The sequence below is a fragment of the Streptomyces sp. H39-S7 genome (assembly GCF_027158205.1).
Classification (GTDB): Bacteria; Actinomycetota; Actinomycetes; order Streptomycetales; family Streptomycetaceae; genus Actinacidiphila.
In genome coordinates this window covers 1-26,148 of record NZ_JAPVLU010000081.1, presented here as the reverse complement: position 1 = coordinate 26,148, position 26,148 = coordinate 1, and the positions used below count along the sequence as shown (strand labels likewise).

At 73.3% G+C, this 26,148-nt stretch carries 21 protein-coding genes and 1 riboswitch; of the genes, 7 read left to right on the top strand and 14 right to left on the bottom strand.

Features of this window, described 5'->3' with window-relative positions:
* The 9 genes from O3X23_RS40845 to metE form a co-directional block, all read right to left on the bottom strand.
* On the bottom strand, positions 1 to 787 hold a 787-nt coding region (locus O3X23_RS40845; protein WP_269279373.1), incomplete at its 3' end, for a flotillin family protein.
* 10 nt (positions 788 to 797) lie between these two features.
* Positions 798 to 1,046 (bottom strand): hypothetical protein, encoded by a 249-nt coding sequence (locus O3X23_RS40840; RefSeq protein WP_269279370.1) that lies wholly within the window; start codon positions 1,044 to 1,046, stop codon positions 798 to 800.
* Positions 1,047 to 1,192: 146 nt separating this feature from the next.
* Positions 1,193 to 1,936, bottom strand: a complete 744-nt coding sequence (locus tag O3X23_RS40835; protein ID WP_269279367.1) for a GntR family transcriptional regulator — start codon at positions 1,934 to 1,936, stop codon at positions 1,193 to 1,195.
* 300 nt (positions 1,937 to 2,236) lie between these two features.
* The gene (locus tag O3X23_RS40830) at positions 2,237 to 2,437 is read right to left on the bottom strand and encodes a hypothetical protein (RefSeq protein WP_269279364.1); all 201 of its coding nucleotides are present in this window, start codon (positions 2,435 to 2,437) and stop codon (positions 2,237 to 2,239) included.
* 34 nt (positions 2,438 to 2,471) lie between these two features.
* Positions 2,472 to 2,945: an Asp23/Gls24 family envelope stress response protein gene (locus O3X23_RS40825; protein ID WP_269279361.1), complete on the bottom strand. Its 474-nt coding sequence runs from the start codon at positions 2,943 to 2,945 to the stop codon at positions 2,472 to 2,474.
* A gap of 109 nt (positions 2,946 to 3,054) precedes the next feature.
* Entirely contained in the window at positions 3,055 to 3,624 is a 570-nt protein-coding gene (locus tag O3X23_RS40820) for a CAP domain-containing protein (protein ID WP_269279358.1), read from the bottom strand.
* Positions 3,625 to 3,820: 196 nt separating this feature from the next.
* Entirely contained in the window at positions 3,821 to 4,015 is a 195-nt protein-coding gene (locus O3X23_RS40815) for an antitoxin (RefSeq protein WP_269279356.1), read from the bottom strand.
* Between the two features lie 104 nt (positions 4,016 to 4,119).
* On the bottom strand, positions 4,120 to 4,530 hold the full coding sequence (locus O3X23_RS40810) for a hypothetical protein (RefSeq protein ID WP_269279353.1): 411 nt from the start codon (positions 4,528 to 4,530) through the stop codon (positions 4,120 to 4,122).
* A gap of 273 nt (positions 4,531 to 4,803) precedes the next feature.
* Positions 4,804 to 7,134 (bottom strand): 5-methyltetrahydropteroyltriglutamate--homocysteine S-methyltransferase, encoded by a 2,331-nt coding sequence (gene metE, locus O3X23_RS40805; RefSeq protein WP_443048136.1) that lies wholly within the window; start codon positions 7,132 to 7,134, stop codon positions 4,804 to 4,806.
* Positions 7,135 to 7,302: 168 nt separating this feature from the next.
* A riboswitch (cobalamin riboswitch) is annotated at positions 7,303 to 7,526 on the bottom strand.
* A gap of 100 nt (positions 7,527 to 7,626) precedes the next feature.
* On the opposite strand from metE, the gene cobF reads away from it, so the two are divergent.
* Entirely contained in the window at positions 7,627 to 8,415 is a 789-nt protein-coding gene (gene cobF / locus O3X23_RS40800; RefSeq protein WP_269279350.1) for a precorrin-6A synthase (deacetylating), read from the top strand.
* A gap of 22 nt (positions 8,416 to 8,437) precedes the next feature.
* Here the strand turns inward: cobF and O3X23_RS40795 are convergent, their stop codons facing one another.
* The 5 genes from O3X23_RS40795 to O3X23_RS40775 all read right to left on the bottom strand — a co-directional run bounded on the left by O3X23_RS40795 (position 8,438) and on the right by O3X23_RS40775 (position 13,495).
* On the bottom strand, positions 8,438 to 9,184 hold the full coding sequence (locus O3X23_RS40795; protein ID WP_269279347.1) for a cobalt-precorrin-6A reductase: 747 nt from the start codon (positions 9,182 to 9,184) through the stop codon (positions 8,438 to 8,440).
* Between the two features lie 81 nt (positions 9,185 to 9,265).
* Positions 9,266 to 11,203, bottom strand: a complete 1,938-nt coding sequence (locus tag O3X23_RS40790) for an ABC transporter permease (RefSeq protein WP_269279345.1) — start codon at positions 11,201 to 11,203, stop codon at positions 9,266 to 9,268.
* Positions 11,204 to 11,312: 109 nt separating this feature from the next.
* Positions 11,313 to 12,125, bottom strand: a complete 813-nt coding sequence (gene modA, locus O3X23_RS40785) for a molybdate ABC transporter substrate-binding protein (protein ID WP_269279343.1) — start codon at positions 12,123 to 12,125, stop codon at positions 11,313 to 11,315.
* 275 nt (positions 12,126 to 12,400) lie between these two features.
* The gene (locus O3X23_RS40780) at positions 12,401 to 12,880 is read right to left on the bottom strand and encodes a hypothetical protein (RefSeq protein ID WP_269279340.1); all 480 of its coding nucleotides are present in this window, start codon (positions 12,878 to 12,880) and stop codon (positions 12,401 to 12,403) included.
* Between the two features lie 177 nt (positions 12,881 to 13,057).
* Positions 13,058 to 13,495 (bottom strand): response regulator, encoded by a 438-nt coding sequence (locus O3X23_RS40775; RefSeq protein ID WP_269279337.1) that lies wholly within the window; start codon positions 13,493 to 13,495, stop codon positions 13,058 to 13,060.
* A 202-nt stretch (positions 13,496 to 13,697) separates the two neighbouring features.
* Between O3X23_RS40775 and O3X23_RS40770 the strand changes: the two genes are divergently transcribed.
* The 6 genes from O3X23_RS40770 to O3X23_RS40745 all read left to right on the top strand — a co-directional run.
* Complete coding sequence (locus O3X23_RS40770; RefSeq protein WP_443048135.1) at positions 13,698 to 15,341, top strand: sensor histidine kinase; 1,644 nt, start codon at positions 13,698 to 13,700, stop codon at positions 15,339 to 15,341.
* 83 nt (positions 15,342 to 15,424) lie between these two features.
* The gene (locus O3X23_RS40765) at positions 15,425 to 16,633 is read left to right on the top strand and encodes a PP2C family protein-serine/threonine phosphatase (protein WP_269279375.1); all 1,209 of its coding nucleotides are present in this window, start codon (positions 15,425 to 15,427) and stop codon (positions 16,631 to 16,633) included.
* A 177-nt stretch (positions 16,634 to 16,810) separates the two neighbouring features.
* On the top strand, positions 16,811 to 17,665 hold the full coding sequence (locus O3X23_RS40760; RefSeq protein WP_269279334.1) for a DUF4132 domain-containing protein: 855 nt from the start codon (positions 16,811 to 16,813) through the stop codon (positions 17,663 to 17,665).
* Entirely contained in the window at positions 17,662 to 22,629 is a 4,968-nt protein-coding gene (locus O3X23_RS40755) for a hypothetical protein (RefSeq protein WP_269279331.1), read from the top strand. Before O3X23_RS40760 ends, O3X23_RS40755 begins: the two co-directional genes overlap by 4 nt.
* Positions 22,626 to 23,810, top strand: coding sequence for an ATP-binding protein (locus tag O3X23_RS40750; protein ID WP_269279328.1), 1,185 nt, complete (start codon positions 22,626 to 22,628; stop codon positions 23,808 to 23,810). Before O3X23_RS40755 ends, O3X23_RS40750 begins: the two co-directional genes overlap by 4 nt.
* Positions 23,811 to 23,814: 4 nt before the next feature.
* A partial coding sequence (locus tag O3X23_RS40745) for a DUF5682 family protein (RefSeq protein WP_269279325.1) occupies positions 23,815 to 26,148 on the top strand: 2,334 nt, incomplete at its 3' end.

Genomic DNA, 26,148 nt, shown 5'->3' with positions numbered 1-26,148 from the left:
CCCGCAGCTGCTGCTGCCGGAGCTCGGCCTGGCGCTGGGCCAGTTCGGTCTGGGCGATGAGGACTTCCTGCTGCGCGTGGGCCATCGCCAGCGGGCCGGCCTGTGCGGACTCCGCCTGCGCGCGGTCCACCTGGGCCGAGTACTCGGCCTTGACCACGGCGGTCTGCCGGGCGTATTCGGCCTGGTTCCGTGCGGCGACCTGCTCCGCCTCGACCGAGGCCTGGGTGGCCTGGGCCTGCGCGATCTGGGCCTGCCGCTGGATGGCGGCCTTGTGCGGTGCGGCCATCGCGGCGATGTAGCCGGTGTTTCCGTCGTCGATCGACTGGATCTGCAGCGAGTCGACGGTCAGACCGATCTTCGCCATCTCGGTCTTGGAGGTCTCCAGGACCTCGGTGGCGAGCTTCTGCCGTTCGGTGACGATCTCCTCGACGGTCATCGAGCCGATGATGGACCGCAGATGACCGGCGAAGATCCGGCCGGTCAGTACCGACATCTGGTCCTGGTCGGAGAGGAACCGCTGGCCCGCGTTGACGATGCTCTCGGTGTCGTTGCCGACCTTGAAGGCGATCACCGCCCGCACGGTCAGTGCGATCCCCTGCTTGGTCACACAGGTCTCGGCGACCTCGGCCTCGCACATCGCCAGCGTGAGGAAGCGGGTCTTGCGGAAGACGGGGAGCACGAACTTGCCGTGGCCGGTCACCACGCGGAACGGTGCACCTTCCAGTCCCCGCCTGCCGCCTGAGATCAGCATCGCCTCGTCGGGGGCGGGAACGCGATAACCGAACATGTCGTCTCCTTCAAGGGGCGTCGGTGACGCCGCCCAACGCATCCAGGGGATCTGCCCACTCGATGACGCCGACCTGCCGGGTCCCGCGGGACTCGATGACGAGCACGATCGTTCCGCGCGGCAGGGGCTCCTCGGACCAGGCGAGGAAGGTCTCGGTTCCGCCTCTGACGCGCACCAGGATCTCGCCGGGTCCGGCGGATCCGCGGGTGGCGATCAGGAGTTCCCCCGTGCAGCCGATAACGGCCTCGTCCCGCGCCATCGTCAACTGCCCCTTCGTCGTCGTGGTTCTGGGAAGTCGACCTTAGTCCTCCTGCTACCGGCGGCCTATCCTCGGGGCCCGGTGGGTCGCACCGGGGGAGGTCCGAGGGGGCCGGCGCCTCGGCAGGCGTGCCGGGAGCGCACGGGTCAGGCGCTGGGAAGGGCGAAGTCGTAGACGAGTTGGGCCGGGCCCGGCGGCAGTTGGAGGTCGGTGATCTCCAGGACGCGGCCGTGCTGGTCGGCGATGGTCCGGCGGATCGTCAGCTTCGCCCGGTCCGCGGCGGGGCGGGGGTCGTGGACCGGGGTGAGGTCGATGGTGTCGCGTCGGTGCGGACGCAGATCCGCGTCGATCATCCACTGGTACAGGCCGCGGAGGTTGCCGCGGTGGGGCTCGGGGGAGGAGCGGCGGTGCTCGGCCAGCCGCGGTATCTCGGCGAGCGCGACCGGGGAGAAGTAGGACGTGGCGTCGGCCAACTGGTCCCCGGGCGCCTGCTCGACACGCTGGTGGACGAGGGTGGGGGTGCCGGGGGTGAGGCCGAGCAGGCAGGAGATGTCGACGGGTGCGGGCGCGGTGCGCAGCACGCCGAGGGCGTCCTCGAGCCCCTCGGGTGCGCCGGGGGTTGTGTCGATCACCTGCTGCGGCAGCGCGGCGGGTACGGCCGCCGCGCGAGTGCCGCGGCGGCCGGTGGTGACCATGCCGCGGTCGCGCAGGAGTTGCAGGGCCTGGCGTACGGTCTGCCGGTTGACGCCGAAGCGGTCGGCGAGCAGTCGCTCGGCGGGCAGCCGGTCTCCCGGCGCTATGCGGCCCTTGTCGAGCTCGGCCTGGAGTCTGTCGGCGATCCGCTGGTAGAGCGGACGTGCGGGCGGGGCGGAGCGGGAGGAACGGGGCACAGCGGGTGATCCCTTCCCATCGGGAGTGACGCATGGTGATCGCACATGTGAGATCCGTTCCCCATATTTATCATTGGTCTATACCTCTGGCGAGCATTACTCGGCAGTACGTCCGGTATTGGCGCGAACTCGCAGTTACCGGTCCCGATCCGCGGTGCGGCAGTGGTTGAGGCCGCAACGAGGCGACCCCCGCAATGTGACCAGCACATTGCGGGGGTCGTAAGGGACGGTGGTTCCCGGGCCGGGCGCGCGGCCGCGCGCACGCTCCGTGAGGTTTGCCGCCACGGTTGAGAGCGCTTCTCATTTCCGGGTGCGGTGGTGATCGCCGCCACCGCGGCTGCGGAAGAAGTCGTCCGGATCGAGCTCTCCGTCCAGGAACTTCCCCGCCACGAAGCCGATGGCGCCCAGTGCCGCCACGAGCAGGAACGCGCCGAACCCGCCGAAGTACCCGGCGAACGCCAGGGCCATGCCCGCGGCCAGTCCGACCAGTGCCATGCTCATCGTCCGCCCACCGTCTCCCGCGCCGGCACGCGACTCACTGGACGCGCTGCTGCGGCTCGTCCTCGTCGTCGTCCTCTTCGTCCGGCAGCTTGACGTCGCCGATCGCGATGTTGACCTCGACGACCTGGAGCCCGGTCATCCGCTCGACCGCCGCGACCACGTTCTCGCGCACCGCGTTGGCGACGTCGACGATGGACACGCCGTACTCGACGACGAGATCCAGGTCGAGTGCGGCCTGTGTCTCGCCGACCTCCGCCTTCACGCCACGGGTGACGGACTTGCCGCCGCCGGGCACCCGGTCGCGCACGGCGCCGAAGGTGCGCGAGAAGCCGGTGCCCATCGCGTGCACGCCGCCGACATCGCGGGCGGCCATTCCGGCGATCTTCTCCACCACGCCGTCGGCGATGGTGGTTCGGCCGCGCGTGCCCGCGTCGCCGCGCGCCGGCTGCTTGCCTCCCAGGTCGGAACGGTCGGACTCGGGCCGGTTCCGCGGTGTGCTGTCGCTCATGGTGCGTCGTCCCTTCGTATGGGCTGCTGCACGTCCACGCTATGCACGGGTCGCCGTCACCGCGCGTCGAGAGCGGCCGGTCCGGCGTCGCTCCCCGGGTGTGGGGCGGTCAGCGGGCGGCGAAGTCCTGTGTCCACCATGGGCCGTTCGAGCGCATGCTGACGCCGACGCCGATCTCCCTGAACGCGCAGTTCAGAATGTTGGAACGGTGGGAGGCGCTCCTCATCCACGCGTCCATGACCGTCTGCGGGTTCCTGGAACCCTTGCCGATGTTCTCGCCCCAGCGCTTCCACCGGTACCCGGCGGAGGACAGCCGGGCCGCGGGGGTCGTACCGTCGGGCGTCGTGTGCTGGTAGTAGCCGCGAGCGGCCATGTCATCGGCGTGCGCCTGGGCGGCCGTCGTGAGCTTCGCGTTCACCGCGACCCGCCGGCATCCGTGCTTCAGGCGTTCCACGTTGACGAGGCCCACCACCTGCTGGGCGCGCCAGTTCGCGGCGGCCAGGGTGATGGCCGCGTACGGCTGGGGTGTCGACGCGACGGCGCTGTGGCTCCCCGCCGTGCCGACGGCGGCGCCTGCGAGCAGGCCCGAGGCCACCGCCCACGCGGCGCTTCGTGGCCGTCGCCGCCGCCGGAACGGTCCGACGGCGTGCTGGGGCGTGGATATGGGGTCGTGACGCACAGGACGCACCTTCCGGGGGCCGGCAAGCCACTCGCCCGGACGGCGGACTCCCGCGGCCCCGTGTCCAAGGCCGCCGCGGCGGCCGGTTCCACTGTCTGACCTGGGGCGAACGGCCGCCCGGCGGAGCGTCCACGATGTTCCGCCGGGCCGAACCCCAGGGGTCGGCCGGTAGCTGCCGTACGGCGGCGCGGGCCGGCTACTTGCCTGCCTCGTCGGTGGGCGGGCGGGTGCCACCGAGCTGCTGGTTCAGCTTCTCCTGGGCCATGTCGACCTGGCCGCTGTACTTGTTCTGCGTCTTCCGGTCGACGAAGTCGCCGCCCTTCTCGACACCCTGCTTCGCCTGGTCCTCGTGGCCCTTGAGCATGCCTTTGATCTTGTCCAGCATGGACATGTCGGTCCTCCTCGCGTGATGGACAACATGTTCAGGATCTACGCAGAGGACAAGGTCCGCACCACGGGCGATATCCGTGCGCCTGGCCGGCGGGCCGGAGGCGCTCAGGCCGAGTGGATCGCCACCGCCAGGACCAGGAGGACGGTGACGACCGCGCAGACGCCGTGGGCGACGACCGCCGTGACGGGGAAGTTCCGCTCGGCGGTCCGCTCGCCGTGCGAGTGGCGTCCTGGGCTGGGCAGCCAGCGGAACAGCATCATCAGGCCCAGGGACGCCACGACGAGGACGACGCCGCAGGCCGCCCACGCGGAGGCCGCCGACTCCCCGAAGACGAAGACCGTCCAGGCGGCCAGGCCGACCACGGCCAGCGCGATGTGCCCCAGGATCAGCGAGACCGGCAACCGCGTGACGCCGGCCTCACGTTGCCGCAGGCCACCGTGGCGCAGCCAGATCGTGAACAGGTAGGCCCCCAGGGAGGCGGTGATCAGCCAGACGCCCAGAACAACAGAGCCCATTCCCCCACACCTCGTTCCGTCGCTGTGCGGCGCCGCGTCCACGACGGTCGGCGCGGCGCCCCGCCCCCATCACAGCGCTCCTCCGGAGGCGGTCCGGGAGAAACATTCCTTCCTTAGCCCGAAAGGATGAACGGGGGCGGCCCCGCGCGACCCGGCGGCCGGGACTGCGCCGGCGGTACGGGCCAACCAGGTCAGGGACGCGCGACCAGGGCCGTGGCCGGGGCGGGCACCCGGGGTGTCCGCCCCGGGGTGTCCGCCCCGGCCACGGGTGCGTCAGGAGGACGTGACCGGCAGCGTGCTCCGCACCTCGCGGGCGGCGGCGACGAGGTTCTCCAGGGAGGTCCTGACCTCCGGCCAGCCGCGCGTCTTCAGCCCGCAGTCCGGGTTGACCCACAGCCGTTCGGCGGGAATCGCCTCAAGGCCCTTGCGCAGCAGCGCCGCCGCCTCCGCCGCGCCGGGGATCCTGGGGGAGTGGATGTCGTAGACCCCGGGGCCGACATCGCGCGGGTAGCCGGCGGTGGCCAGTTCGCCCGCGACCTGCATGTGGGAGCGGGCGGCCTCCAGGCTGATGACGTCGGCGTCGAGATCGTCGATGGCCTGGAAGATGTCGCCGAACTCCGCGTAGCACATGTGGGTATGGATCTGGGTGTCGGGACGGACCCCGCCGGCGGTGAGGCGGAAGGCCTCCGTCGCCCAGCCGAGGTACTCGGCACGGCCGTCGGCGCGCAGCGGCAGCGTCTCACGCAGTGCCGGCTCGTCCACCTGGATCACCGAACTACCCGCCGCCTCCAGGTCGTTCACCTCGTCGCGCAGGGCCAGCGCGACCTGGCGGGCGGTGTCGCCGAGCGGCTGGTCGTCCCGGACGAACGACCAGGCCAGCATGGTGACGGGACCGGTGAGCATGCCCTTGACGGGGCGGTCGGTGAGGGACTGGGCGAACCGCGTCCAGCGGACCGTCATCGGCTCGGGGCGGGAGATGTCCCCGGCCAGGATCGGCGGCCGGACGTAGCGGGTCCCGTAGGACTGGACCCAGCCGTGCCGGGTGGCGAGGTAGCCGGTCAGCTGCTCGGCGAAGTACTGCACCATGTCGTTGCGCTCGGGCTCGCCGTGCACCAGGACGTCGATGCCGGCCTTCTCCTGGAAGGAGAGGACCTCGCGGATCTCGGTCTCGATGCGGGCGTCGTACGCGGCGGCATCGATGCGCCCGGCCCGCAGGTCGGCCCGCGCGGTGCGCAATTCGGTGGTCTGCGGGAACGAGCCGATGGTCGTCGTCGGCAGCAGCGGCAGCCGCAGGAGGGCGCGCTGGGCGGCGGCCCGCTCCTCGTAGGGCTGGGAGCGGCGGGCGTCGCTGTCGGTGACGGCCGCGGCGCGGGTCCTGACGGCCGGGTCGTTGGTGAGGGCGGAGCCGGACCGGGAGGCCAGGTCGGCGCGGTTGGCGGCGAGTTCGGCCGCGATGGTGTCGGTGCCCCGGGAGAGCCCGCGCGCCAGCGTGACGATCTCGGCGGTCTTCTGCCGGGCGAAGGCCAGCCATCGGGCGATCTGCGGGTCGATGTCGCGCTCGGCCGCGGCGTCCAGCGGGACGTGCAGCAGGGAGCAGGAGGACGCCACATCGACGTGTCCGGCCAGCCCCAGGAGCGTGCCCAGGACGGACAGCGACTTCTCGTAGTCGTTGATCCAGACGTTCCGGCCGTTGACGACGCCCGCCAGCAGGCGCTTGCCGGGCAGGCCGCCGACGGCCGCCAGGTCGTCGAGGTTGGCCGCGGCGGGACCCGTGAAGTCCAGCGCGAGACCGTCGATGGGCGCCTTGGCCAGGACCGGCAGGGCCTCGCCCAGCCGGTCGAAGTAGGACGCGACCAGCAGCTTCGGCCGGTCGGTGAGACCACCCAGCACGCGGTAGGCCCGTGCGGCGGCGTTGAGTTCGGCCGGGGTGCGGTCCTGGACCAGGGCCGGCTCGTCGAGCTGGACCCACCCGGCTCCGGCGGCCAGCAGATCGGCCAGCACCTCGGCGTACACCGGCAGCAGCCGGTCGAGGAGCGTCAGCGGTTCGAAGTCCGCCGCGACGCCGGGAGCGGGCTTGGCGAGCAGGAGGTAGGTGATCGGGCCGACGAGCACCGGGCGCGCGGTGAGGCCCAGCGCGAGGGCTTCCCGCAACTCGGCGACCTGCTTGCCGGAGTCGGCGCAGAAGACGGTGTCCGGGCCCAACTCAGGTACCAGGAAGTGGTAGTTGGTGTCGAACCACTTCGTCATCTCCAGCGGCGCGACCTCCTGTGTGCCGCGGGCCATCGCGAAGTAGCCGTCCAGGGCGTCGGCGGCCACCGCGGCGCGGTGCCGCGCGGGGATCGCGCCGACCATGACACTGGTGTCCAGGACGTGGTCGTAGTACGAGAAGTCGCCGGTGGGGACCTCCTGGATGCCGGCGTCGGCGAGCTGCAGCCAGTTGGTGCGGCGCAGTTCGGCGGCCGCGTCCCGCAGGGCGTCGGCGCCCACGTCGCGCTTCCAGTAGCCCTCGATCGCCTTCTTCAGCTCCCGGTTCCGGCCCTGCCGGGGGTAGCCGTGCACGGTGGAGCGTGCGGTGGCGGACGAACTGGTCATCGAACCGGTCATGGAACTCTCCTTCGCGAGTGTCTTCCATACGACCCGGGGAGTCGACGACGCGAAGGGACCACAGACCGGACGGGACACACGGTGTCAAGGCGCCGAAACGCCCGCACGTGCCCGCCTGATGTGTACTCCGACCCGCCCTCGAGGTCACCGGAATCACCGTGCGCCGTTGGGGGCGCACGGGCAGTGGCAGGTCTTCGGACTCGCGGGCACGTCTCGTACGGACACGAGACACCTACTGGCCGTCGCTTCCCAGATCCCGGCTCGGGTCCCAGTGCGTATGACGGCGGTCGTTCCCACTCACCGCTGCGGGGCAGTCCCGGAATTCCACCGGGTTCCCTCTTGCGACGCGCCTGTCTGGCGGACAGGGCGAACCAGCTGCACCGTCCAGCTTATGACCAAAAGCGTCGTCGGGTCAGCGGTGTTCGCCTGCCGGACGGTGAGATGGGACACCGCCGGCGTGCGGTTGCGGGCGCATGGTGCAGACTCGACGCCGTGAGGAAGATCTTTGTCATCGGTATCGGCGCGGGCGACCCGGACCATCTGACGCTGCAGGCGGTCAAGGCGCTCAATCAGGCCGACGTGTTCTTCGTCCTGGACAAGGGCGAGGAGAAGTCGGACCTGGTCCAGTTGCGCCACGACATCATCGAGCGGCACGTGACCCGTCCGCACCGGCTGGTGTCGGCCCAGGACCCCGACCGGGACCGCACGGCTCCGTCGCCGGTCTACGCGTCGGCCGTCGGTGACTGGCGCCATCGCCGGGCCGACATCTACGAGCACTTCATCGCCTCGGAGCTGGCGGACGACCAGTGCGGCGCCTTCCTGGTGTGGGGCGACCCCGCCCTGTACGACAGCACCCTGGGCATCCTCGAGGACGTCCTCGGCCGGAGCACGGTCGCGTTCGACTACGAGGTCGTCCCCGGCATCAGCAGCGTCGCGGCGCTGGCCGCCAAGCACCGGACAGGGCTGAACCGGCCCGCGCGGCCCGTGCAGATCACCACCGGCAGGCAGCTCGCCGCGGGCTTCCCCGAAGGGGCCGACGACGTCGTCGTCATGCTCGACGCGCACCAGGCGTTCGCGCACCTCCCGGACGACGGCGCCGACGTCACGATCTACTGGGGCGCGTACCTGGGCACCCCGGACGAGATCCTGGTCTCGGGACGCCTGCCCGACGTCGCGGACCACATCCGGACCGTGCGCGCCGAGGCCCGCACCCGCAAGGGCTGGATCATGGACACGTACCTGCTGCGCCGGACGCCTGCCGGCGGCCGGGACGACGGCTGATCCGGCAGCGCTAGGACCTGTCTTAGGCCGGCCCGGCGCGCAGCCACGCGACCGCCTCGCCGGGGCCCGCGGCCACCGGCACCCCGGCGGGCACCGGCGGGCGGCGGACGACGACGACCGGGACGCCGGCCTCGCGGGCGGCGGTGAGCTTCGCCGCCGTGGCCGGTCCGCCGCTGTCCTTGGTGACGAGGACGTCGATGCGGTGCCGGCGCAGCAGTTCCGCCTCCCCTTCGCGGGTGAAGGGCCCCCGGGCGAGCAGCACTTCCGAGCGTTCCGGCAGCGGCGGCTGCGGGGCGTCGACCGAGCGGACCAGGAACCACAGACCGGTCGTCGCGGCGAACGCGGCCAGCCCCGTCCGGCCGGTGGTCAGGAAGATCCGCCGGCCCAGCGCCGGGAGCATCGCGGCGGCCCCGGCCAGGGAGTCCACGAGGTGCCAGCGGTCGCCCGGGCCCGCCGCCCAGCCGGGCCGCCGCACCGCGAGCAGGGGGACACCGGCGGACGCCGCCGCCTGCGCGGCGTGCGCGCTAATGGTGGCGGCGAAGGGGTGGGTGGCGTCGATCAGCGCGTCCACCGCGTGCTCGGTCAGCCAGCGGCACAGCGCCTCCGGCCCCCCGAACCCGCCGATCCGTACCTCACCCTCGGGCAGTCGCGGCTCGGCCACCCGCCCCGCCAGCGAGCTGGTCACGCGCAGCGCGGGATCGGCGGCCAGCGCTGCCGCGAGGGCCCGCGCCTCCGTGGTGCCGCCGAGGATGAGCACATGGCGTGTCACGTTCGCCGTTCCCTTCCTTGCCGCGTCCGGTGGGGAACGGCGTCGCAGTTTATCGGTCCGTCGGGCGGGGTCTCGGGGAGCTCACAGGGTGACGAGGGTGACCTCGGTGGCCTTGACGCTCGTCCAGACCGATGTGCCGTCGGTGAGGCGGAGTTCGGCGGCGGCCTGGGGGGTGATCTCGGCGACGAGGTCGGGTGCCTCGTTGGACGTGACGAGCAGGCGCAGACGGCTGCCGACGGAGGTGATCTCGCGGATCGTGCCGGGCCAGACGTTGCGGGGGCTGCCGGCGGGTCTGTCGCGGTGGACGGAGACCGCCTCCGGCGCGATGATCGCCAAGGCGCGCGCACCCTCGGCGAGGGTGTCGGCGACCACGAGGTATCCGCCACCGGTCAGCGCGAGACCGCTGGTGGTGGCGGTGCCGGGCCACGCGTTGCGGCCGAGCATCCGGGCGACCCAGGGGGAGCGGGGATGGCGGGTGACGTCGGCGGGTGACGCGTCCTGCAGGGCTCGCCCGTCCTCGAGGACGAGCACCCGGTCGGCGAGGGCGACCGCCTCGACGGGGTCGTGCGTGACGATCAGGCAGACCCCGCCGAAACCGTCGAGATGGGTGCGCAGGGTGTGCCGGACATGGGCGCGGGTGGTCTGGTCGAGGGCGGCCAGCGGTTCGTCGAGCAGCAACAGCCGGGGGCGGGCGGCGAGCGCCCGGGCGAGGGCGACGCGCTGGGCCTGGCCGCCGGAGAGCTGCGCGGGCCTGCGGTGGGCGAGGTGGCCGACGCCGAGCCGGTCGAGCCACCGCTGGGCGGTGCGGCGCGCTTCGGCGCGCGGCACGCGGTGCGCGCGCAGACCGTAGGCGGTGTTGGACAGCGCGGTCAGGTGCGGGAACAGGGCGCCGTCCTGCGGGACCCAGGCGACCCCGCGCCGGTGCGGGGGCAGGTGCGTGACGTCGGTGCCGCCGAGGCGCAGTTCCGCGTGCGCCCGGGGGGTGAGGCCGAGCAGCGCGCGCAGGAGTGTGGTCTTCCCGGCGCCGTTGGGTCCGACGATGGCGATGGTGGTGCCGGGCTCCGCGTCCAGGGTCAGCCGGTTGAAGCCGGTGACGTCGGTGTGCAGCGACCAGCGGTCCGGAGCGGCCGGTTCCGGTGCGGGGGAACTGTCCGTGATGACGGGTGCGGCAGGCAGCTCTTCCGCGGCGGGCCCGGAGTCGCTCTTCTTGCCCGCCGCACCGCCGACCCAGCGGCCGCGCAGCGCGATCAGCACCGCCATGGCGATGACGAGCAGCAGCAGGGAGACGGACGTGGCGGCTTCGGGGGAGTCCTGCAGGAGCAGGTAGACCTCGAGGGGCAGGGTCTGGGTGGTGCCGGGGAGGTTGCCCGCGAAGGTGATGGTCGCGCCGAACTCGCCCAGCGCGCGCGCCCAGGTCAGTGCCGAGCCCGCCACCAGTCCCGGCGCGACCATGGGCAGGGTGACGGTCAGGAACACCCGCACCGGTGAGGCTCCCAGCGAGGCGGCGGTCTCCTCATAGCTGGGGCGCAGTCCCGCCAGGGTCCCTTCCAGGCTGATGACGAGGAACGGCATCGCCACGAAGGTCGCCGCCAGCACCGCGCCCGAGGTGTGGAACGGCAGCACGATGCCGAACGTGTTCTCCAGCCACGGCCCGAGCAGCCCCCGCCGCCCGAAGCCGAGCAGCAGCGCGACGCCGCCCACCGTGGGCGGCAGCACCATCGGCAGCAGTACCAGGGAGCGCACCAGCGCTTTGCCGGGGAAGTCGACCCGGGCCAGCAACCAGGCCAGCGGCACCCCGAGCACGAGCGACAGCCCCAGCGCCCAGAACGACACCAGCAGGGACAGCCGCAGTGCCGTGGTGACGTCGGGGCTGGTCAGATGGGTGCCGATGTCGCCCCAGGCGGTGCGGGAGAGGATGCCGACGAGCGGCATCAGCAGGAATGCGATCGCGAGCAGGGCGGGCAGCGCGAGCGCGAGCGGGGTGCGCGCGCCGCGTGCTCGGCTGCTGATGCGTTTCATCTGCGGTTCCTGGGGGTCGGGACGGGCGAAGGCGGTGCCAGGGCGGTCCGGTCCCCGACCCGGACCGCCCTCGCCGCCGGCAGGGACGGCTGCCGCTTCCGCGCGGGGGCTACGGCTGCTGGAAGCCGGCCGCCCGCAGGATCGTCTGCGCTTCGGGGGTGCTCAGCCAGGCCACGAACGCGGCGGCGGCCTCGCTGTTCTTCGTGGTCTTCAAGGTAGCGGCCGGGTACGAGGCGACGGCGTTCTGCGCGTCGGGGATCTCGATGGCGTCGACCTTGCTCGTGGCGGTCGCGGCGTCGGTGGCGTAGACGATGCCGGCGTCGGCCTCGCCGAGCTCGACCTTGCTCAGTACGGCGCGGACGTTCGGCTCCTGCGAGACCGGCTTGACCACGATCTTCTGCGCGTCGAGCACCTGCTTGCTGTACCGGCCGACCGGCACGGCGGGTGCGGCCAGCACGACCTTGAACCTGGTGTCGGCCAGGTCCTTGAGAGCGGTGATCTTCAGCGGGTTGCCCTCGCCGGTGGCGATCACCAGACGGTTCCTGGCGATGATCGCCGGGGTGCCGGTGTCGGACTTCAGGCCGTCCATGGTCCTGGTGTCCGCCGTCACCAGGGCGTCGGCCGGTGCGCCCTGCTTGACCTGTGCGGCGAGTTCCTGCGAGCCGGCGAAGGAGAACTTCACCGTGGTGCCCGGGTGGCTCTTCTCGTACGCGGCACCGGCGGTCTTGAACACATTGGTGAGCGAAGAGGCGGCGAGCACCGTCAGGGCCGCCTTGGGGGCTCCGGAAGCGGTGGTGGAAGGGGCCGCCGAGGAAGCGGCGTCCTTCGTGTCGTCACTGCCGCAGGCCGCCAGGAGCGGAACGAACAGGGCGGCGGTCACGATCGCGGCGGCGGCGCGGCGTCTGTCGAAGGCGAAGGACATGCGGTGGTGCTCCCTGCTGACGTGGCGGTTCGGGCCGACCGGTGTCGCCCGAGCGGGTGGTGCGCGCCGCGTCCGGGACGTACGACGCCGCTGATCGGAGCGGTGGGTCGGGTCAGGTGCGGTCGCTGTGCACGTCGGTGGACTTCACGCGGGTGGCAGGGACACCGAAGGCTGCATGTGCGACAAGATAGGGGTGATTCCATGGCATCTGCAATTCATCATGTGAATCTCCATAGCACCTGCCCGTCCCTTCGGTGAAAGGTCCAATGGCCGGATCAGACAGTGAGGAGCGCCAGTCCGATCCGGCTCCGGAACACGCTCCAGGTGGAGATCTCCATGCCGTAGGCGCCCGGCACGGGAATGTCGTCGCTCATGGGATGGCAGAGGGCGACGACCACATGCCCCCTCGGGGTGCCGCCGACGACCCCGACATTCAGGCCGGTGCGCTCGCAGATCAGCGACGTCGCCCACAGGTCGGCGCCGCCCGCGATGGGGCCGATCGTCACCCGGCGCGCCCCCAGGGAGAAGGGCTCGGCGGCCGGGGGTCCGCCGCGGGCGGCGTCCCGCACGGACAGCGCGGCCACCGCGCCCTCCGGGTGGAAGTGCCGTGAGCCGTCGTCGTCGGGCGCCGCCGACGCGGTGTGCAGATACCGCCCGTCCGGGCCCAGGAGCGCGGCGGCGTAGGCCACGCCCGGCTCCTCGATGATGTCGGCCCGTAAGAAGTCGTCCCAGGCCTTGATGGGGTGCTGACCCATTCCCCCTCCGGACGGTGCACGCGGCGGCTGCTCCCGACGTCATGCCCCATCGTCCGGCTGCGGAATCGTGGATGCAACCCAAAAGCACCCTTCGGCCTTGTGTATCCGAGGCTCAGGCCCCATCCGGCCCGGCAGGCGCGATATGCCCCGGCGATGTCGTCGGGACCCGCCCGTTCCTCAGTCGCGGGGCAGGTGGGTGGCGATGTCGAGGAAGAACGCGTCGATGCCCCGTACGGACTGCAGGAAGTCGTCGAGGTTGACCGGCTTGGTGACGTACGCGTTGGCGTGGTGCTGGTACGCGTCCGAGATGTCGTCCGGGGTGGACGAGGTGGTGAGGACGACCACGGGGATGGTGGCCAGGGCCGGGTCCTCCTTGAGGACGGCCAGCAGCTCGCGGCCGTTCATCCGGGGCATGTTCAGGTCCAGCACGATCAGATCCGGGCGCTCGTTGGCCGGGTCCCGCAGGTGTTCCAGGGCGGCGACTCCGTCGTCGACCCGGGCGATGGCACGGGTCATCCCCTTCTCGGCGAGGGCTTCTTCGATGAGCATCGCGTCGGCGGCGTCGTCCTCGACGAGCAGGATCCGGTAGGAGCGGGGAGAGGCGGGGGCGTTCACGAAATCGCTCCTGTGGGGGTCTGCGGGGTCGGAAGTGAGGCGGCGCCGGCGTGCTCCTCACGACTCATGCACCCACCCTACGGTTGCGCCGAACAGGCGACAATCTTGGTTGTCGGACTGGGTACGATGGCGGGCTGTATCCGGGGGAGTGGTATCGAACCCCGCCGCGGCCGCGGCGGGGCGGGGTGATCGAGGAGTCGCGGTGACAGGCCTTGCAGGGGTGCGCAGCCACGAGGGTTCGCCCGAGGAGCGGCGCTCCGGAGCGGCGGGGGGCGACCGGTCCCGTGGTCGTGCGGCGGGCTGGACGACACGGCGCTGGCTGACGGCGGGAGTGTGTGCGGCGCTCGCCGTCCTGGCCGTCCTCGCGACGGCGGGCGTGTGGGTCCTCGCCCGCTCCACCACGATCTCGGACCGGCTGGTGGACGGCAGTACCCCGGCGCTGGTGACCTCGGTACGGCTGGAAAGCGCGTTCATCAACCAGGAGACCGGCGCGCGCGGCTACGGGCTCACCGGGGAGCCGGGTTTCCTCGAGCCCTACCGCTCCGGTCTGCAACAGCAGAAGGACGCCGTCGCGCTGCTGCGTGACCTTCTGGACGGCGACTCGACGGCGACCGCGGACCTGGAGGAGATGCTCGTCCGGGCCGAGACCTGGCAGTCCCGGTTCGGCCGGCCGGTGGCGTCCGCGCCGGCCGGTGCCCCGGTGGCCCTGGCCAGTGAGCGGGCTGAGGAGGGCCGGCAGGACTTCAACGCCGTCCGCGTCAGCGCCGACCACCTGGAGAAGGACCTGGAGACGGCCAGGAACCGGGCTCACACCGAACTGCACGACGTCCGGACGCAGCGCAACTGGATCTTCTCGCTCATCGCCGCGGTCATCCTCGCCCTGACGGTGCTGGTCTTCGCGGGGTTGCGCCGCGGGGTGACCCAGCCCCTGGGGCGGCTGTCCGAGGACGTGCGGCGCGTCGCCAAGGGGAACTTCGGCCATCCGATCGCGGCCAGCGGCCCGGCCGACCTGCGCCGGCTGACGGTGGACATCGAAGCGATGCGCGGGCGGCTCGTGGACGAGCTGGCCTTCTCCGACTCGGCCCGCGAGCAGTTGGACGAGCAGGCCGGCGAATTGCGCCGGTCCAACGCGGAGTTGGAGCAGTTCGCCTACGTGGCCTCCCACGACCTGCAGGAGCCGCTGCGCAAGGTCGCCAGCTTCTGCCAGCTGCTGCAGCGCCGCTACGCCGACCAGCTCGACGAGCGGGCCGCGCAGTACATCGACTTCGCCGTCGACGGTGCCAACCGCATGCAGACCCTCATCAACGACCTGCTGGCCTTCTCCCGGGTGGGGCGGCTGCACGCCGGCAACGAGCCGGTCGACCTGGAGGAGCTCTTCGCGCGCACCACCGACGCCCTGAGCATCGCCATCGAGGAGTCCGACGCGAAGGTCACCCACGACCCGCTCCCCGCGGTGTCCGGTGACGTCACCCAACTGGGCATGCTGCTGCAGAACCTGATCTCCAACGCACTGAAGTTCCGCGCTCCCGAGCGGGCACCGAGTATCGACCTGAGCGCCCGGTTCGAGGACGGGCTGTGGCACTTCGCGGTCTCCGACAACGGCATCGGGATCGGGGCCGAGTACGCCGACCGCGTCTTCGTCATCTTCCAGCGGCTGCACACCCGGGACGCCTATCCGGGCAACGGCATCGGGCTGGCCCTGTGCAAGAAGATCGTGGAATTCCACGGCGGTACGATCGCCATAGACCCCGAACACACCCCCGGCGCCCGCATCGCCTTCACCCTGCCCGGGCTGCCCCTTTCCCAGGCCGAGTCGGCCGCGGACACCGAGAGAGTCTCGTCATGAACGCGCAGGACGCCCACGGGAACGCCGGCATCCTGGGAAGCCCCGGCGACCTCGGCAGCGGCGGGCGCCGGACCACGCCGGCGATGCCGCCCGCCGTCCCCGCCCAGCGGTCGCCGGGCCGCTACGGCGTCCTGCTCATCGAGGACGACGCCGGTGACGCGGTGCTGGTCGAGGAGTACCTGGCCGACACCGGCCTGAACGTCGACCTGGAGTGGGCCCAGACGCTCGCCGACGGGCTGGCCCGGCTCAAGGGGCGCACGCCCGACTGCATCCTGCTCGATCTCCACCTCCCCGACGCTTCGGGCACCGGCGCCGTCCACCAGGTGCTGACCGCCTGCCCGGCAGCGGCCGTCATCGTCCTGACCGGCATGGCCGAGAGCAGCGCGGGCGCGCAGGCCGTCGCCGCGGGCGCCCAGGACTACCTGGTCAAGGGTGCCGTCACCGGCGAACTCCTCGACCGGGCGCTGCGCTACGCCGTGCACCGCAAGCACGCCGAGCGCACCGCGACCGAACTGCGCGAGAACCATCTGCGGGCGCAGGAGAACACCCGGCTGGAACGGGGCCTGCTGCCCAGCCCCATGCTCACCACCCGAGCGGTGGTTCCCACCAGCTGCTACCTGCCCGGCCGGGAAGGCGCGCTGCTGGCCGGCGACTTCCTCGACGTGGTGGAGACCTCGGACGGTGTCGTCCACGCCGTCATAGGCGACGTCAGCGGTCATGGACCCGACGAGGCCGCCATCGGGGTGTGCCTGCGCATCGCCTGGCGTTCGCTCGTCCTGGGCGGCCACCGCGAGTCGGGCCTGCTGGCCCTGATGGAACAGGTCCTCGTCGCCGAACGCCCCTACTCCGCCATGTTCGCCACCGTCGCGACCATCTCGCTCCACCCGGACACCTGCCGGATCGACGTCACGCTGGCCGGCCACGACGAACCGCTCCTGCTCCAGCAGGGCACCGCCCGCCCGCTGCCGTCCCGGCCGGGCATCGCCCTGGGGATCGGCCCCGGCGGCATCAGCCGGCACACCACCCGGACCGAACTCCCGCCCGAGGCCTCGCTCCTGCTGCACACCGACGGACTGGTGGAGGGGCACACCGGCCCCGGGCGCGACCGGCTGGGCACCGAGGGGCTGCTGTCGATCATCGCCGGAGCACCGCGGACGACCGGGCAGGCGCTGGTGGACCACCTGACCACCGTCACCCGCCGGATGGACGCGGGACGTCATCTGGACGACCTCGCCATCCTGCTGCTCAGCTGGGATTTCACCGCTCCGAAGGACGCCCGGACCACGGGCTGAACCCCGCGCGACGACGTTGTCCACAGGGCCTCCGACGCCGCCGGAGGCATTGTCCGAGGCTCCCCCTAGAGTCGCACCATCGTGATCGCGGCGGTGCTGCGACCGGGGGAATGCCATGTGCGGTGCCATGCGCTGCGCCATGCCCCGGAACAGGCCGTCTGACCAAGGAGACAGCACATGGGGTGGGTTCCGGCCGGCGACTACGAAGTCGCCCTCGACGACGGGAAAGTGGTCTGCCGCAACGCGGCGGGGCGCCGGCTGAAGACGGTACCGCCGAAGCTGGCCGATGATCCGGCCGTGGTCGGTCTGCGCCAGCTGGTGGAGTGGCTGGACCGGCACGAACGGCAGTGCGTCGCCGACGTGGAGCGGTGGATGGTGCGTTCACTGCCCGTCCCGGTCGCGGCCGTCGCCCAGGTGTGGCAGGACACCGCCTGGCAGTCGGCCCTGCGCGACCTCGTCGTCATGGGCGAGAACGGCGATGTCGCCGGGTTCCTGCGGGACGCCGACCCCGTCCGGGGTCTGGGCCTGGTGGATCTGGACGGTGACACGGTGCGCATCAGCCCCGAGCTGGTCCGCATACCGCACCCCGTGCTGCTGGACGACCTGGAGGAACTGCGGGAGTTCGCGGTCGAACTCAGCGTCGACCAGAAGGTGCAGCAGCTCTTCCGCGAGGTATGGCACCGCCCGGCGGGCCTGGACGCGGAGACCGCCTCGGTCGACGACTACGCGGGCGGCACCTTCAAGGAACTGCGCTTCCTGCACGGCCGCGCCACCCAGCTCGGCTACCGGGCGCGCGGCGGTCAGGCGGTCTGCCCGGTGGTCGAGGACGGCAGGACGGTCGAGGCGCGGATCTGGATCGGCGACTACGAGGGTTACGAACAGGCCGAGACAGGCTCACTGACCTGGACCGACGATGCGGGACGGGCGTTGACGGCCCACCAGGTCGGGCCGGTGGCCTGGTCGGAGGGCATGCGGATGGCCGCGGCCCTGTACGCGGGACGCGACATCGAGGACGAGGAGCAGGCGGCATGAAGACCGACGACACCATCCGGGCCGCGGCCCTGCTCGACGCCGGCGCGATCCTGCGCCCCGGCACCGTCACCCGTGACGACGCCGACGTGCTCACCGCCCGCACCTACACGCATCCGGCCCTCGACGACCGGCGCGTGGTGCGTCTGGTGGCCGGGACCCTCGGCGAGGCCGAGGACCTGGCACTGGACTTCCTCGGGCTGGTCCGCGAACCCGACGCCCCCGAGGTGGGGCAGGTCCGCCGCGAGACGCTGGGCTTCCCCGCCTGGGCCCTGGTCAACGACCCGGCCAACGGCCACCACGCCCTCGCCCTCGTCAAGGACATGGAGCGGCTCGCCCGCCAGGCCAAGTCCCGCGCGGGTGCCGCGAAGGACGGCTTCGAAGCGCTCGCCACCCGGCTCGGCCGGGCCGTACCGCACTTCCTGCCGACGTTCTACGAGCAGGCCGCCCGGGTCTTCCTGCAGTACGACAACAGCACCTACGCCGCGACGCTCTTCGGCAAGGCACGTGCCGCCGAACGCGTACACGGCCTCGCGGTCGACGAGGACCGCCAGCGGGCGGTCTTCCTGGAGTTCGCCTTCGCCGGCGCGCTGACCGTCAAGGCGCTCAAGGACCATGTGCAGGACCTCTCCCGCCGGCTCGACCCGGCCGAGGCGTGGGCACAGTTCCGCCAGTTGGCCGTCGAGCGGTGCGCCGCCGGGATGCCGCCGTACGCCGCCCTGCCGCAGGACGCCCGCGGGCTCGTCAAGGCCGCGGGTCTCGACCGGCCGACCGCCGAGTCCGCCTTCGTCGCCGACCTGCTCGCCTCGCCCAGCATCGTCCGCGCACCCGCCTCGTTCTGGACCGCCTACCGCGCCACCCTCGTGGCGCTCGCCGCGGACGAACCCGCCATCCGCGCCCGGCTGCTGGAGATCATGCCGACCGGACTCGGAGACGGCCGCTCGGCCGACGAGTCGTGGCTCGCGCTGCTCGCCGAGACCGGAGCCGACACCCTGCTCACCGAGGAGGCCGGCGGCACGGCGGGCGCCGATCCGGCGGACTGGCTCAGCCGCTGGGCCCTGCACCGCAAGCACGGCTCGTCCAGTTCCCCGCGCTGCGCCGTGACGCTCGCGCTCGTGGAGCGGATGGCCGCCCGGCTGCGCTCCGACGGGCGTCCGGTCGACCTCTTCCAGGGGCGCTGGCACGCGGGCGCCGACCTGGACCTGCTCGACGCCTGCCTGACCTGGGGCGTCCCGCTCGCCGAACCGGCCCCCGGCGCCTCGGTCCATCTCCCGCTGGAGGGCTGGCTCACCGACGACGCCCCCGGCCGCCGCGAGCTGACCGCCGTCGCGGGCCACCCCCGCTTCCGCGGGCTGCTGTACGACGCCCTGAGCGGCCTCAACAATCACCGGGCGTCGAGTTCCGCACTCGACGCGATCGCCGCGCACCCGGTCCTGCGCGAGGTGCTGCACGACTGGCTGCGCGACCGTGCCGAGGAGTTCACCGGCGCGACCGGACTGCCCGGCTCGCGCGCGGCGCTCAGCCGCATCGCCCCGTTCCGCCCGGTGGCCGCGCGGGTCAACGCCGAGGCCGTTGCCCGGGTCGGCGCACACGACCTGGCGCCGATCCTCGCCGCCACCCTGCGCGCGGGCATCGTGGACGAACTGGGCTGGCCCGCCCTGGAGGAGGCCTACCAGCAGCTCGACGCCGACCGGACCGACCGGAACCACTGGATCATGGTTGCCGAGGCATGGCCCGCGCTCATCGTCGCGAACCGCACCAGGGCCGTCGTCGTCGGCCCCGAAGGGGTCCTGCTCGAGCACGACCTGCGCCTGCCGGTCGACCACGACCAGTGGCGGCGCCCGCACTTCCGCTACACGGACGGCGAACTGCTCGTCATCTGGTACGAGGACAGCAAGCAGCGCGCCTACTGGTCGGGCCGCCCCTCCGAGGTGTTCACGCTCGGCGGCGAGCAGTTGCCGTACTGGTGGAACGCGCAGCAGGCCGGCACCCCGTCGCTGCCGTTGCCCGGCGGCGGCCGCGCCACCGGCGGCCGGACGCTGCACGCCGGTGACACGACCCTGCCGTCCACCCGGCCCGTGCTGGGCGACGGGACCGGACACTGGCGCCAGGGCAAGCAGGGCCGCGAGCAGATCTGGGTCGAGTACGACCCGGCCGGCGGCACCCACGGCCGCGCCTCGCTGCCCGCGTTCCTGCAGACCGGGATCCGGGACGACGCCCGGCTGTCGCAGCAGGACTGCGAGGTGCTGCCGCTGCTCCCCGGCCTGGAGAACTCCCCGTTCGGCACCGACGGCACCGTCCTCGGCCGCTGGGTGCGGACCGAGGGCCGCGACCACGAGCGGCGGGTCACCGCCGGCACACCAGACGGGCGCACCGTCACCCTCCCGGCGCCCGCCGGCTCCGGCCGCGGCCCGGTACCGCTGGGCGTCCTGCGGCTGCCCGGGGGAGCGGGCCCCATCGCCGCCCTGGTCGGCAACACCATCCAGCTGTACCCGGCGCACAGCACGTCCGACGCCGCCGGCGTCCTGGGCTCCGTCCCCATCGGCGAGCAGGGCGGGGAGTACGCCGCGGGCACCGGTCACATTCCGCCGCCGGCGTTCTGGCACGCGCTGCGCCCGCGTGACGAGCAGGGCTCGGCCGTCCTGCGCGCGGTCACCGACGCGGACGTCACGAGCTTGCTGAGCGCGGCGATCACCACCCTGGAGGAGCGGCGCGCCACGCAGCAGACGTACACCGGGCCCGCCGCGGACGCGGCGGTCCGGAAGGTTGTCGCCGCGGCGCTTCCCGCGCTGTCCGACCCGCGGCTGCTCACCGGCGTGAGCGCCCTCGTGCAGGCGGCCGTCAGGCATGTGCTCGCCACCGCCAAGTTCGTCGCCCCCGTACAGCCCAAGCCCAAGAAGACCCCGCAGACCGAGGGCATGTACGCCCAGCACCGGCCCGCGCACGGCGACGACACGACGCTGCGGGCCGCCACCGCCGGTATCGCCGCGCCGGGCGGCTACGTGCGATGGGGGCAGGGCGAGGAGTGGACCGCCCTGCAGCAGATCCTGTCCGTCAACCACGTCCTGTCGGGGAAGCCCGCCGACGGCAAGCCGCTGCCCGAACCGGTCCCGCTGCCCGCCCTCGGCGACGGCTGGAGCGGCGAGGCCCACACGGTCCCCGGTATCGGGATGATCTGGCTGCCCTTCCTGAACGTGCTGCGCCCCCTCGCCTACCGCGCCGCCTCGCCCAGCACCCCCGCCGCACACCGCGAGGCACTGCTGACGCTCCTCGAAGCGGTTTCCGCCGGCCCGCTCGCGGACCCCGCGGGCGCCCTGCGCGACGTCGTCCTGTGCGAGGAGAACCCCAAGCGGGAACGCACCGGACAGGTGCTGCGCCGCGCCGGCCGCACGGTGGTGATCCTCGGCCGGCAGAACTCCACCCGGGGCAACGAGCGCGTGCACTGGCTCGCCCTCGACCACGACCCGGAAGGGGCGTTCGGCAGGATCGCCGACTTCACCCTGCACGAGGAGCGGCGGCACGACCCGGCGTTCCCGCACGAGCGCCTGCTGCCGCTGATCCGCCTCGCCCGCGAACAGGGCGCCACCGCGTGGCGGCCCGGGGCGGCCGTCGCGCTCGACGCCGCCACCGGCATCGGGCCCGCCCAGGCGGCCCTGCTGATCGCGGCGGCCACCGGCGGGACAGAGGCGGCTGCACTGTCCCCGCTCGGTCTCAAGACCCGCCAGGCGGAACGGGCCGATCAGCGGCTGAACTCACTGGGTGGCGACAACCGGCTGGCCCTGCTCGACGCCCTGCTGCCGACCGACCCGGCCGATCTGTGGGCGACGGGCCCGGACATCGAGGCGGCGGCCCGCGTGTGGGCCGAGCGCCTGGGTTCACTGGTCCGGCTGCCGGAGGAACTGGCGGACGTCCTGCCCGGCGTCCGCACGGACGCCGCGGAGGCCGTCCTGAACCCCGCGCGTACCGCGTGGCTCAGCCGCACCACCACCATGCGGCCCGACAAGGACGGCGACCTCGTCCCCGACGACCCCTCAGCCCTCCCCAGCCGCGGCGATCTCACCGGCGCCGTCGCCGCTCTCAGCGGGCTGGCCTACGGACTGCCGTACGGGCACCCGCTGCGGGCCCACCTGCCCGCGGGACTCGCCGCCGTTCGCCGGCGTCTGGCCGACCCCGGACTCGTCCTCGACCTGGACGTGGAGTGGACCGAGCAGGGCGCCCCGACCGCCGCCGCGCTGCGCACGGCGTACGGCCTGCCCGCGTCCGGAGGCGCGGGACCCGACGGCCTGACCCGGGTGGGGGACAGCCTCGTGCTGCGCCCCTGGTACGCCGACACCGAGACGACCCTGGTCCGCACGGCGGGCCTCACCGGCGCCGACGATCCCGTCTTCGGACTGCTCGAAGGGCTGCTCGGCCCCTCGCGGAGTGGCACGCTCACCTCGATACGGTCCCTGTTCGGCGGCGAACTGGAGCAAGCCGTCAACGCGGGCACCGGACCTGACGACGCCGCCGGGTACGCCCAGGACCCCACCCGCTCGGTACCGGGGCTGGTCACCGAGGTGGCTACCGCCCACGCGCTGAGCGAGGACGCGGCCGCGATCTACCTGCAACTGCTGGCCCTGCCCGACCCGACGGACCGCGACTGCGCCCGGTGGACCGGCTGGAAGCCCGCCCGGCTGAAGAAGGCGCGGGCCGAACTGGCCGCCGGCGACCTGGTCCTGGAGGCCAAGCGGTCCCGCGCGGGCCGCAGCCTGTTCCTGCCCTGCGGCTGGCACGACTTCAAGTCCCCCGCCCTGCCGGTGGAGACCTGGAAGGAGGGGCTCTACCCGCTGAGCGACTACGTCAGGGCCCTGCCCCGACTGCCGGTCCCCGCCCTGTTCGCCCTCGCCTGGGAGCGCGTGAAGAACGGCGACGCCCCCGCCTTCGAAGAACTCACCACCCGTGCCACCCGGAAGGGCCGCCGTCGATGACCACCGACATCCGCACCGAGACCGCCTCCCCCGCGGCGCCCGACCGCCAGGTCACGCCGCCCGAGGACCGCCACGCCACCGAACTGGCCTTCCTCGCCGCCTACGACGGCGGCCCCCGCCCGCCCTCCTGGCGGCTGACCCCGCGCGCCGTCGTCACCTTCGTGATGGGCAGCAACGGCGAGACCCTGCAACTGCCGGAGGGCACCACCGCTGAAGGGAGTCCGCGCCGGCTGCTCATCGAGCAGAAGTTCGTCGGCGACCGCGCTCTGGTGGAACGCTGCGTCGTCACCCTGGCCGGCGAGCGCGGGCTGCTGCTCGTCGGCGAACCCGGCACCGCCAAGTCGATGCTCTCCGAGCTGCTGTCGGCCGCCGTGTGCGGCACCAGCGGCTTGGTGGTGCAGGGCACCGCGGGCACCACCGAGGACCAGCTCAAGTACGGCTGGAACTACGCACTGCTGCTGGCCCAGGGCCCCACCCGCCAAGCACTGGTGCCGTCCCCGGTCCTCACGGCCATGACCCGCGGCGCGGTGGCCCGGGTCGAGGAGATCACCCGCTGCCTGCCGGAGGTCCAGGACGCCCTGGTCTCGCTGCTCTCCGAACGGCGCATCGCCGTCCCGGAACTGGCCGGCTCCGAGGACGCCCTGGCGCATGCCGCACCCGGCTTCACCCTCATCGCGACCGCCAACCTCCGCGACAAGGGCGTCTCCGAGATGTCCGCCGCCCTCAAGCGGCGCTTCAACTTCGAGACGGTCGGTCCCATCGGCGACCTGGACGCCGAGACCGCCCTGGTGCGCCGCCAGGCCCACGCGGCCGTCACACGGGCGGGCGCCCCCTTCCAGGTGGACGACGCGATCCTCGAAGCCCTCGTGACGGCCTTCCGCGATCTGCGGGACGGGCGGTCGGCCGAGGGCTGGGAGGTCGAACGGCCCTCCACGGTGATGAGCACCGCGGAGGCCGTGTCGGTGGCCGGCTCACTGGCCCTGGCAGCCGCGTACTTCCCCGGCGACCGGGACGTGCTGTCCCTGCTCCCCGGGCATCTGCTCGGCGTCGTCCGCAAGGACGACCCGGCGGACGCCGCCCGGCTCCTGGGGTACTGGGACGGCGCGGTGCGCCGCCGGGCCGAGCAGGGCTCCGCGACCTGGCGCACCCTGTGGGACCTGCGCTCGGTCCTGGAGAGCTGACGCCATGACCGTTCCGTCCACGGCCGACGCCGTGAAACCGTCCACCCCGTCCATGACACCGGACGAGGCGCTGGAGGCCCTGACCGGCCCCGCCGCCCCGTACCTCATCGGCGTCCGCCACCACGCGCCGTCGCTCGCCGCCGTCCTGCCGGAACTGCTGGACGCCGCGGCGCCGGAGGTGCTGCTCATCGAGCTGCCCGCGGACCTGCAGGAGTGGCTGCCCTGGCTCGCCCACACCGACACCCGCGCCCCGGTCGCACTGGCCGCCGTCCCCGCCGCCGGCGGGGACGGGCGCGGGCCCGCCTTCTATCCGTTCGCCGACTTCTCGCCCGAACTCGCGGCCCTGCGCTGGGCCGCCGAGCACGGCGTCCCGGTCATCGCGTGCGACCTGCCGCTGTCCGACCCGGCCTGGCACGAGGGCCGCGCCCCCTCCGGCCGGGGCAACCCCGGCGGCGAGGGACCCGGTCTGCGCGACGCGCTGAACGCCCGGCTGACCGGGCGGCCCGGAGAGGATCTGTGGGACCGCCTCGTGGAGGCCGCCGCCCCCGGCTCCACTCCCGAGGCGCTGCGCCGCGCCGCCCTGCTCACCGGTTGGGCGCTGCGGCACGACGCCGAACGCCGTGGGGGAGTAGAGCCGTCGGACCTGGCCCGGGAGCGGTGGATGCGTGCCCGGATCGACGAGGTCCGCGCCTCCGGCCGGCGGGCGGCGGTCGTCGTGGGCGCCTTCCACACCCCGGCGCTGCTGAGCCCGGACGCCGACCCGGCCCAGTCCGCCGACCCGGCCCCGCCCGCCGGCGTCGATCCGGACGCCACCGGCCCGGCGTGGACGGTGTCCCTCATCCCGTACACCTACCCGCTGCTCGACGAGCGGTCCGGCTACCCGGCCGGTATCCGCGATCCCGAATGGCAGCACCTCGTCCTGCGGGCGGCGGGCAGTCCGGCCGCGATCGACGAGGCACTCCTCAGGACCGCCGTGCGGATCTGCGCCGAACTGCGCGCGCAGGACCACCCGTCGGGTCCCGCGGACGCCCGCGAGATCGTGCGGCTGGCGGGCGATCTCGCCCGGCTGCGCGGACTGCCCGCGCCCGGCCGCGGGGAGCTCATCGAGTCCGTGCAGACGGTGCTCACGCAGGGCGAGCCCCTCGGGCGGGGGCGCGCCGTCGCCCGCGCCCTGGAGCGGGTCCTGGTCGGCACCCGCTCCGGCCGGCCCGCGCCGGACGCGCCGCGCAGCGGTCTGGCACCGGCCGTGGAGGAGGAGGTCGCCCGCCTGGGCCTGCCGGGCCCCGGCGACGCGGGGCCGGCCGCCGCCCGCGACCTGCGACTGGATCCGCTGCGCTCCGACCTCGACCGCCGCCGGGAACTGCTGCTGCGCCGACTGACGGTGTGCCGCATCCCCTACGCCGCGGCCACGGCCGTGACGGGCGCGGGCGGCAGCGACGCCGTCACCACCCGCTGGGAGGTGCGCTGGACCCCGGCCACCGCCGCCATGCTCGCCGCCGCCGGCATCCGGGGCGTCACCCCGGGCCAGGCCGCCGAAGGAGTGCTGCGCGAACGCCGCCGCGCCGAACACGACGCGGGCGGCCCCACGGCCGGGCAGACCATCGACGGTCTGGCCGAGGCGGCCTCGTGCGGCCTGCCCGCGCTGGCGGACGAGCGGCTCGAGGAGCTGGGCCAGGGCGTGCCCGCCACCGGCACCCTGCCCCAACTGCTCGCAGCCCTCGCGCTGCTGGACCGCATCCGGGCCGGCCATGTCGCCGGACTCCGCGTGGAGGCGGCCCGCGGTGAGCGGGCCGCGGCGGTCAACGAACTGCTGACCGCCGCCGCTGTCCGCCAGGTCGACGGGCTGACCGGTTCCGACGACCCGGCGGACGCCCGAGCGCTGCTCGAACTCGCCCACCGCGCGGATGCGCTCGGCGGCATCCGGCTGACCGACTCCCTCACCCGTCGGGCCGCCGACGGCTCCCCGCTCATGTCCGCCGCGGCGGGTGCCGTGCGGGTCCTGCTCGGACAGGAGGACGCACACGCCTTCGGCACCCGCACCGCGTCCTGGGTAGACGCGGCCGCCGACGCCGGCTCCCGGGCGGCCCTGACCGCCCGTCTCACCGGCCTGCTCACCGCGGCGGGCCCGCTCCTGGAGACCATGGCACCCGTCCTCGATCCGCTGCTGGAACGGATCACGGACCTGGGCGACAACGCGTTCCTGGACCGGCTGCCCGCGCGAAGTCGAAGACGGAGGGCCCCCGGCCCCCCGCGGACGTGCCCCCGCCGCCCGTCGGCTCCGCCGGCCGGGGCGGCCGCCACCGGGCGCGGTAGCGCGGAGCCGGCACCGGCCGGCGGT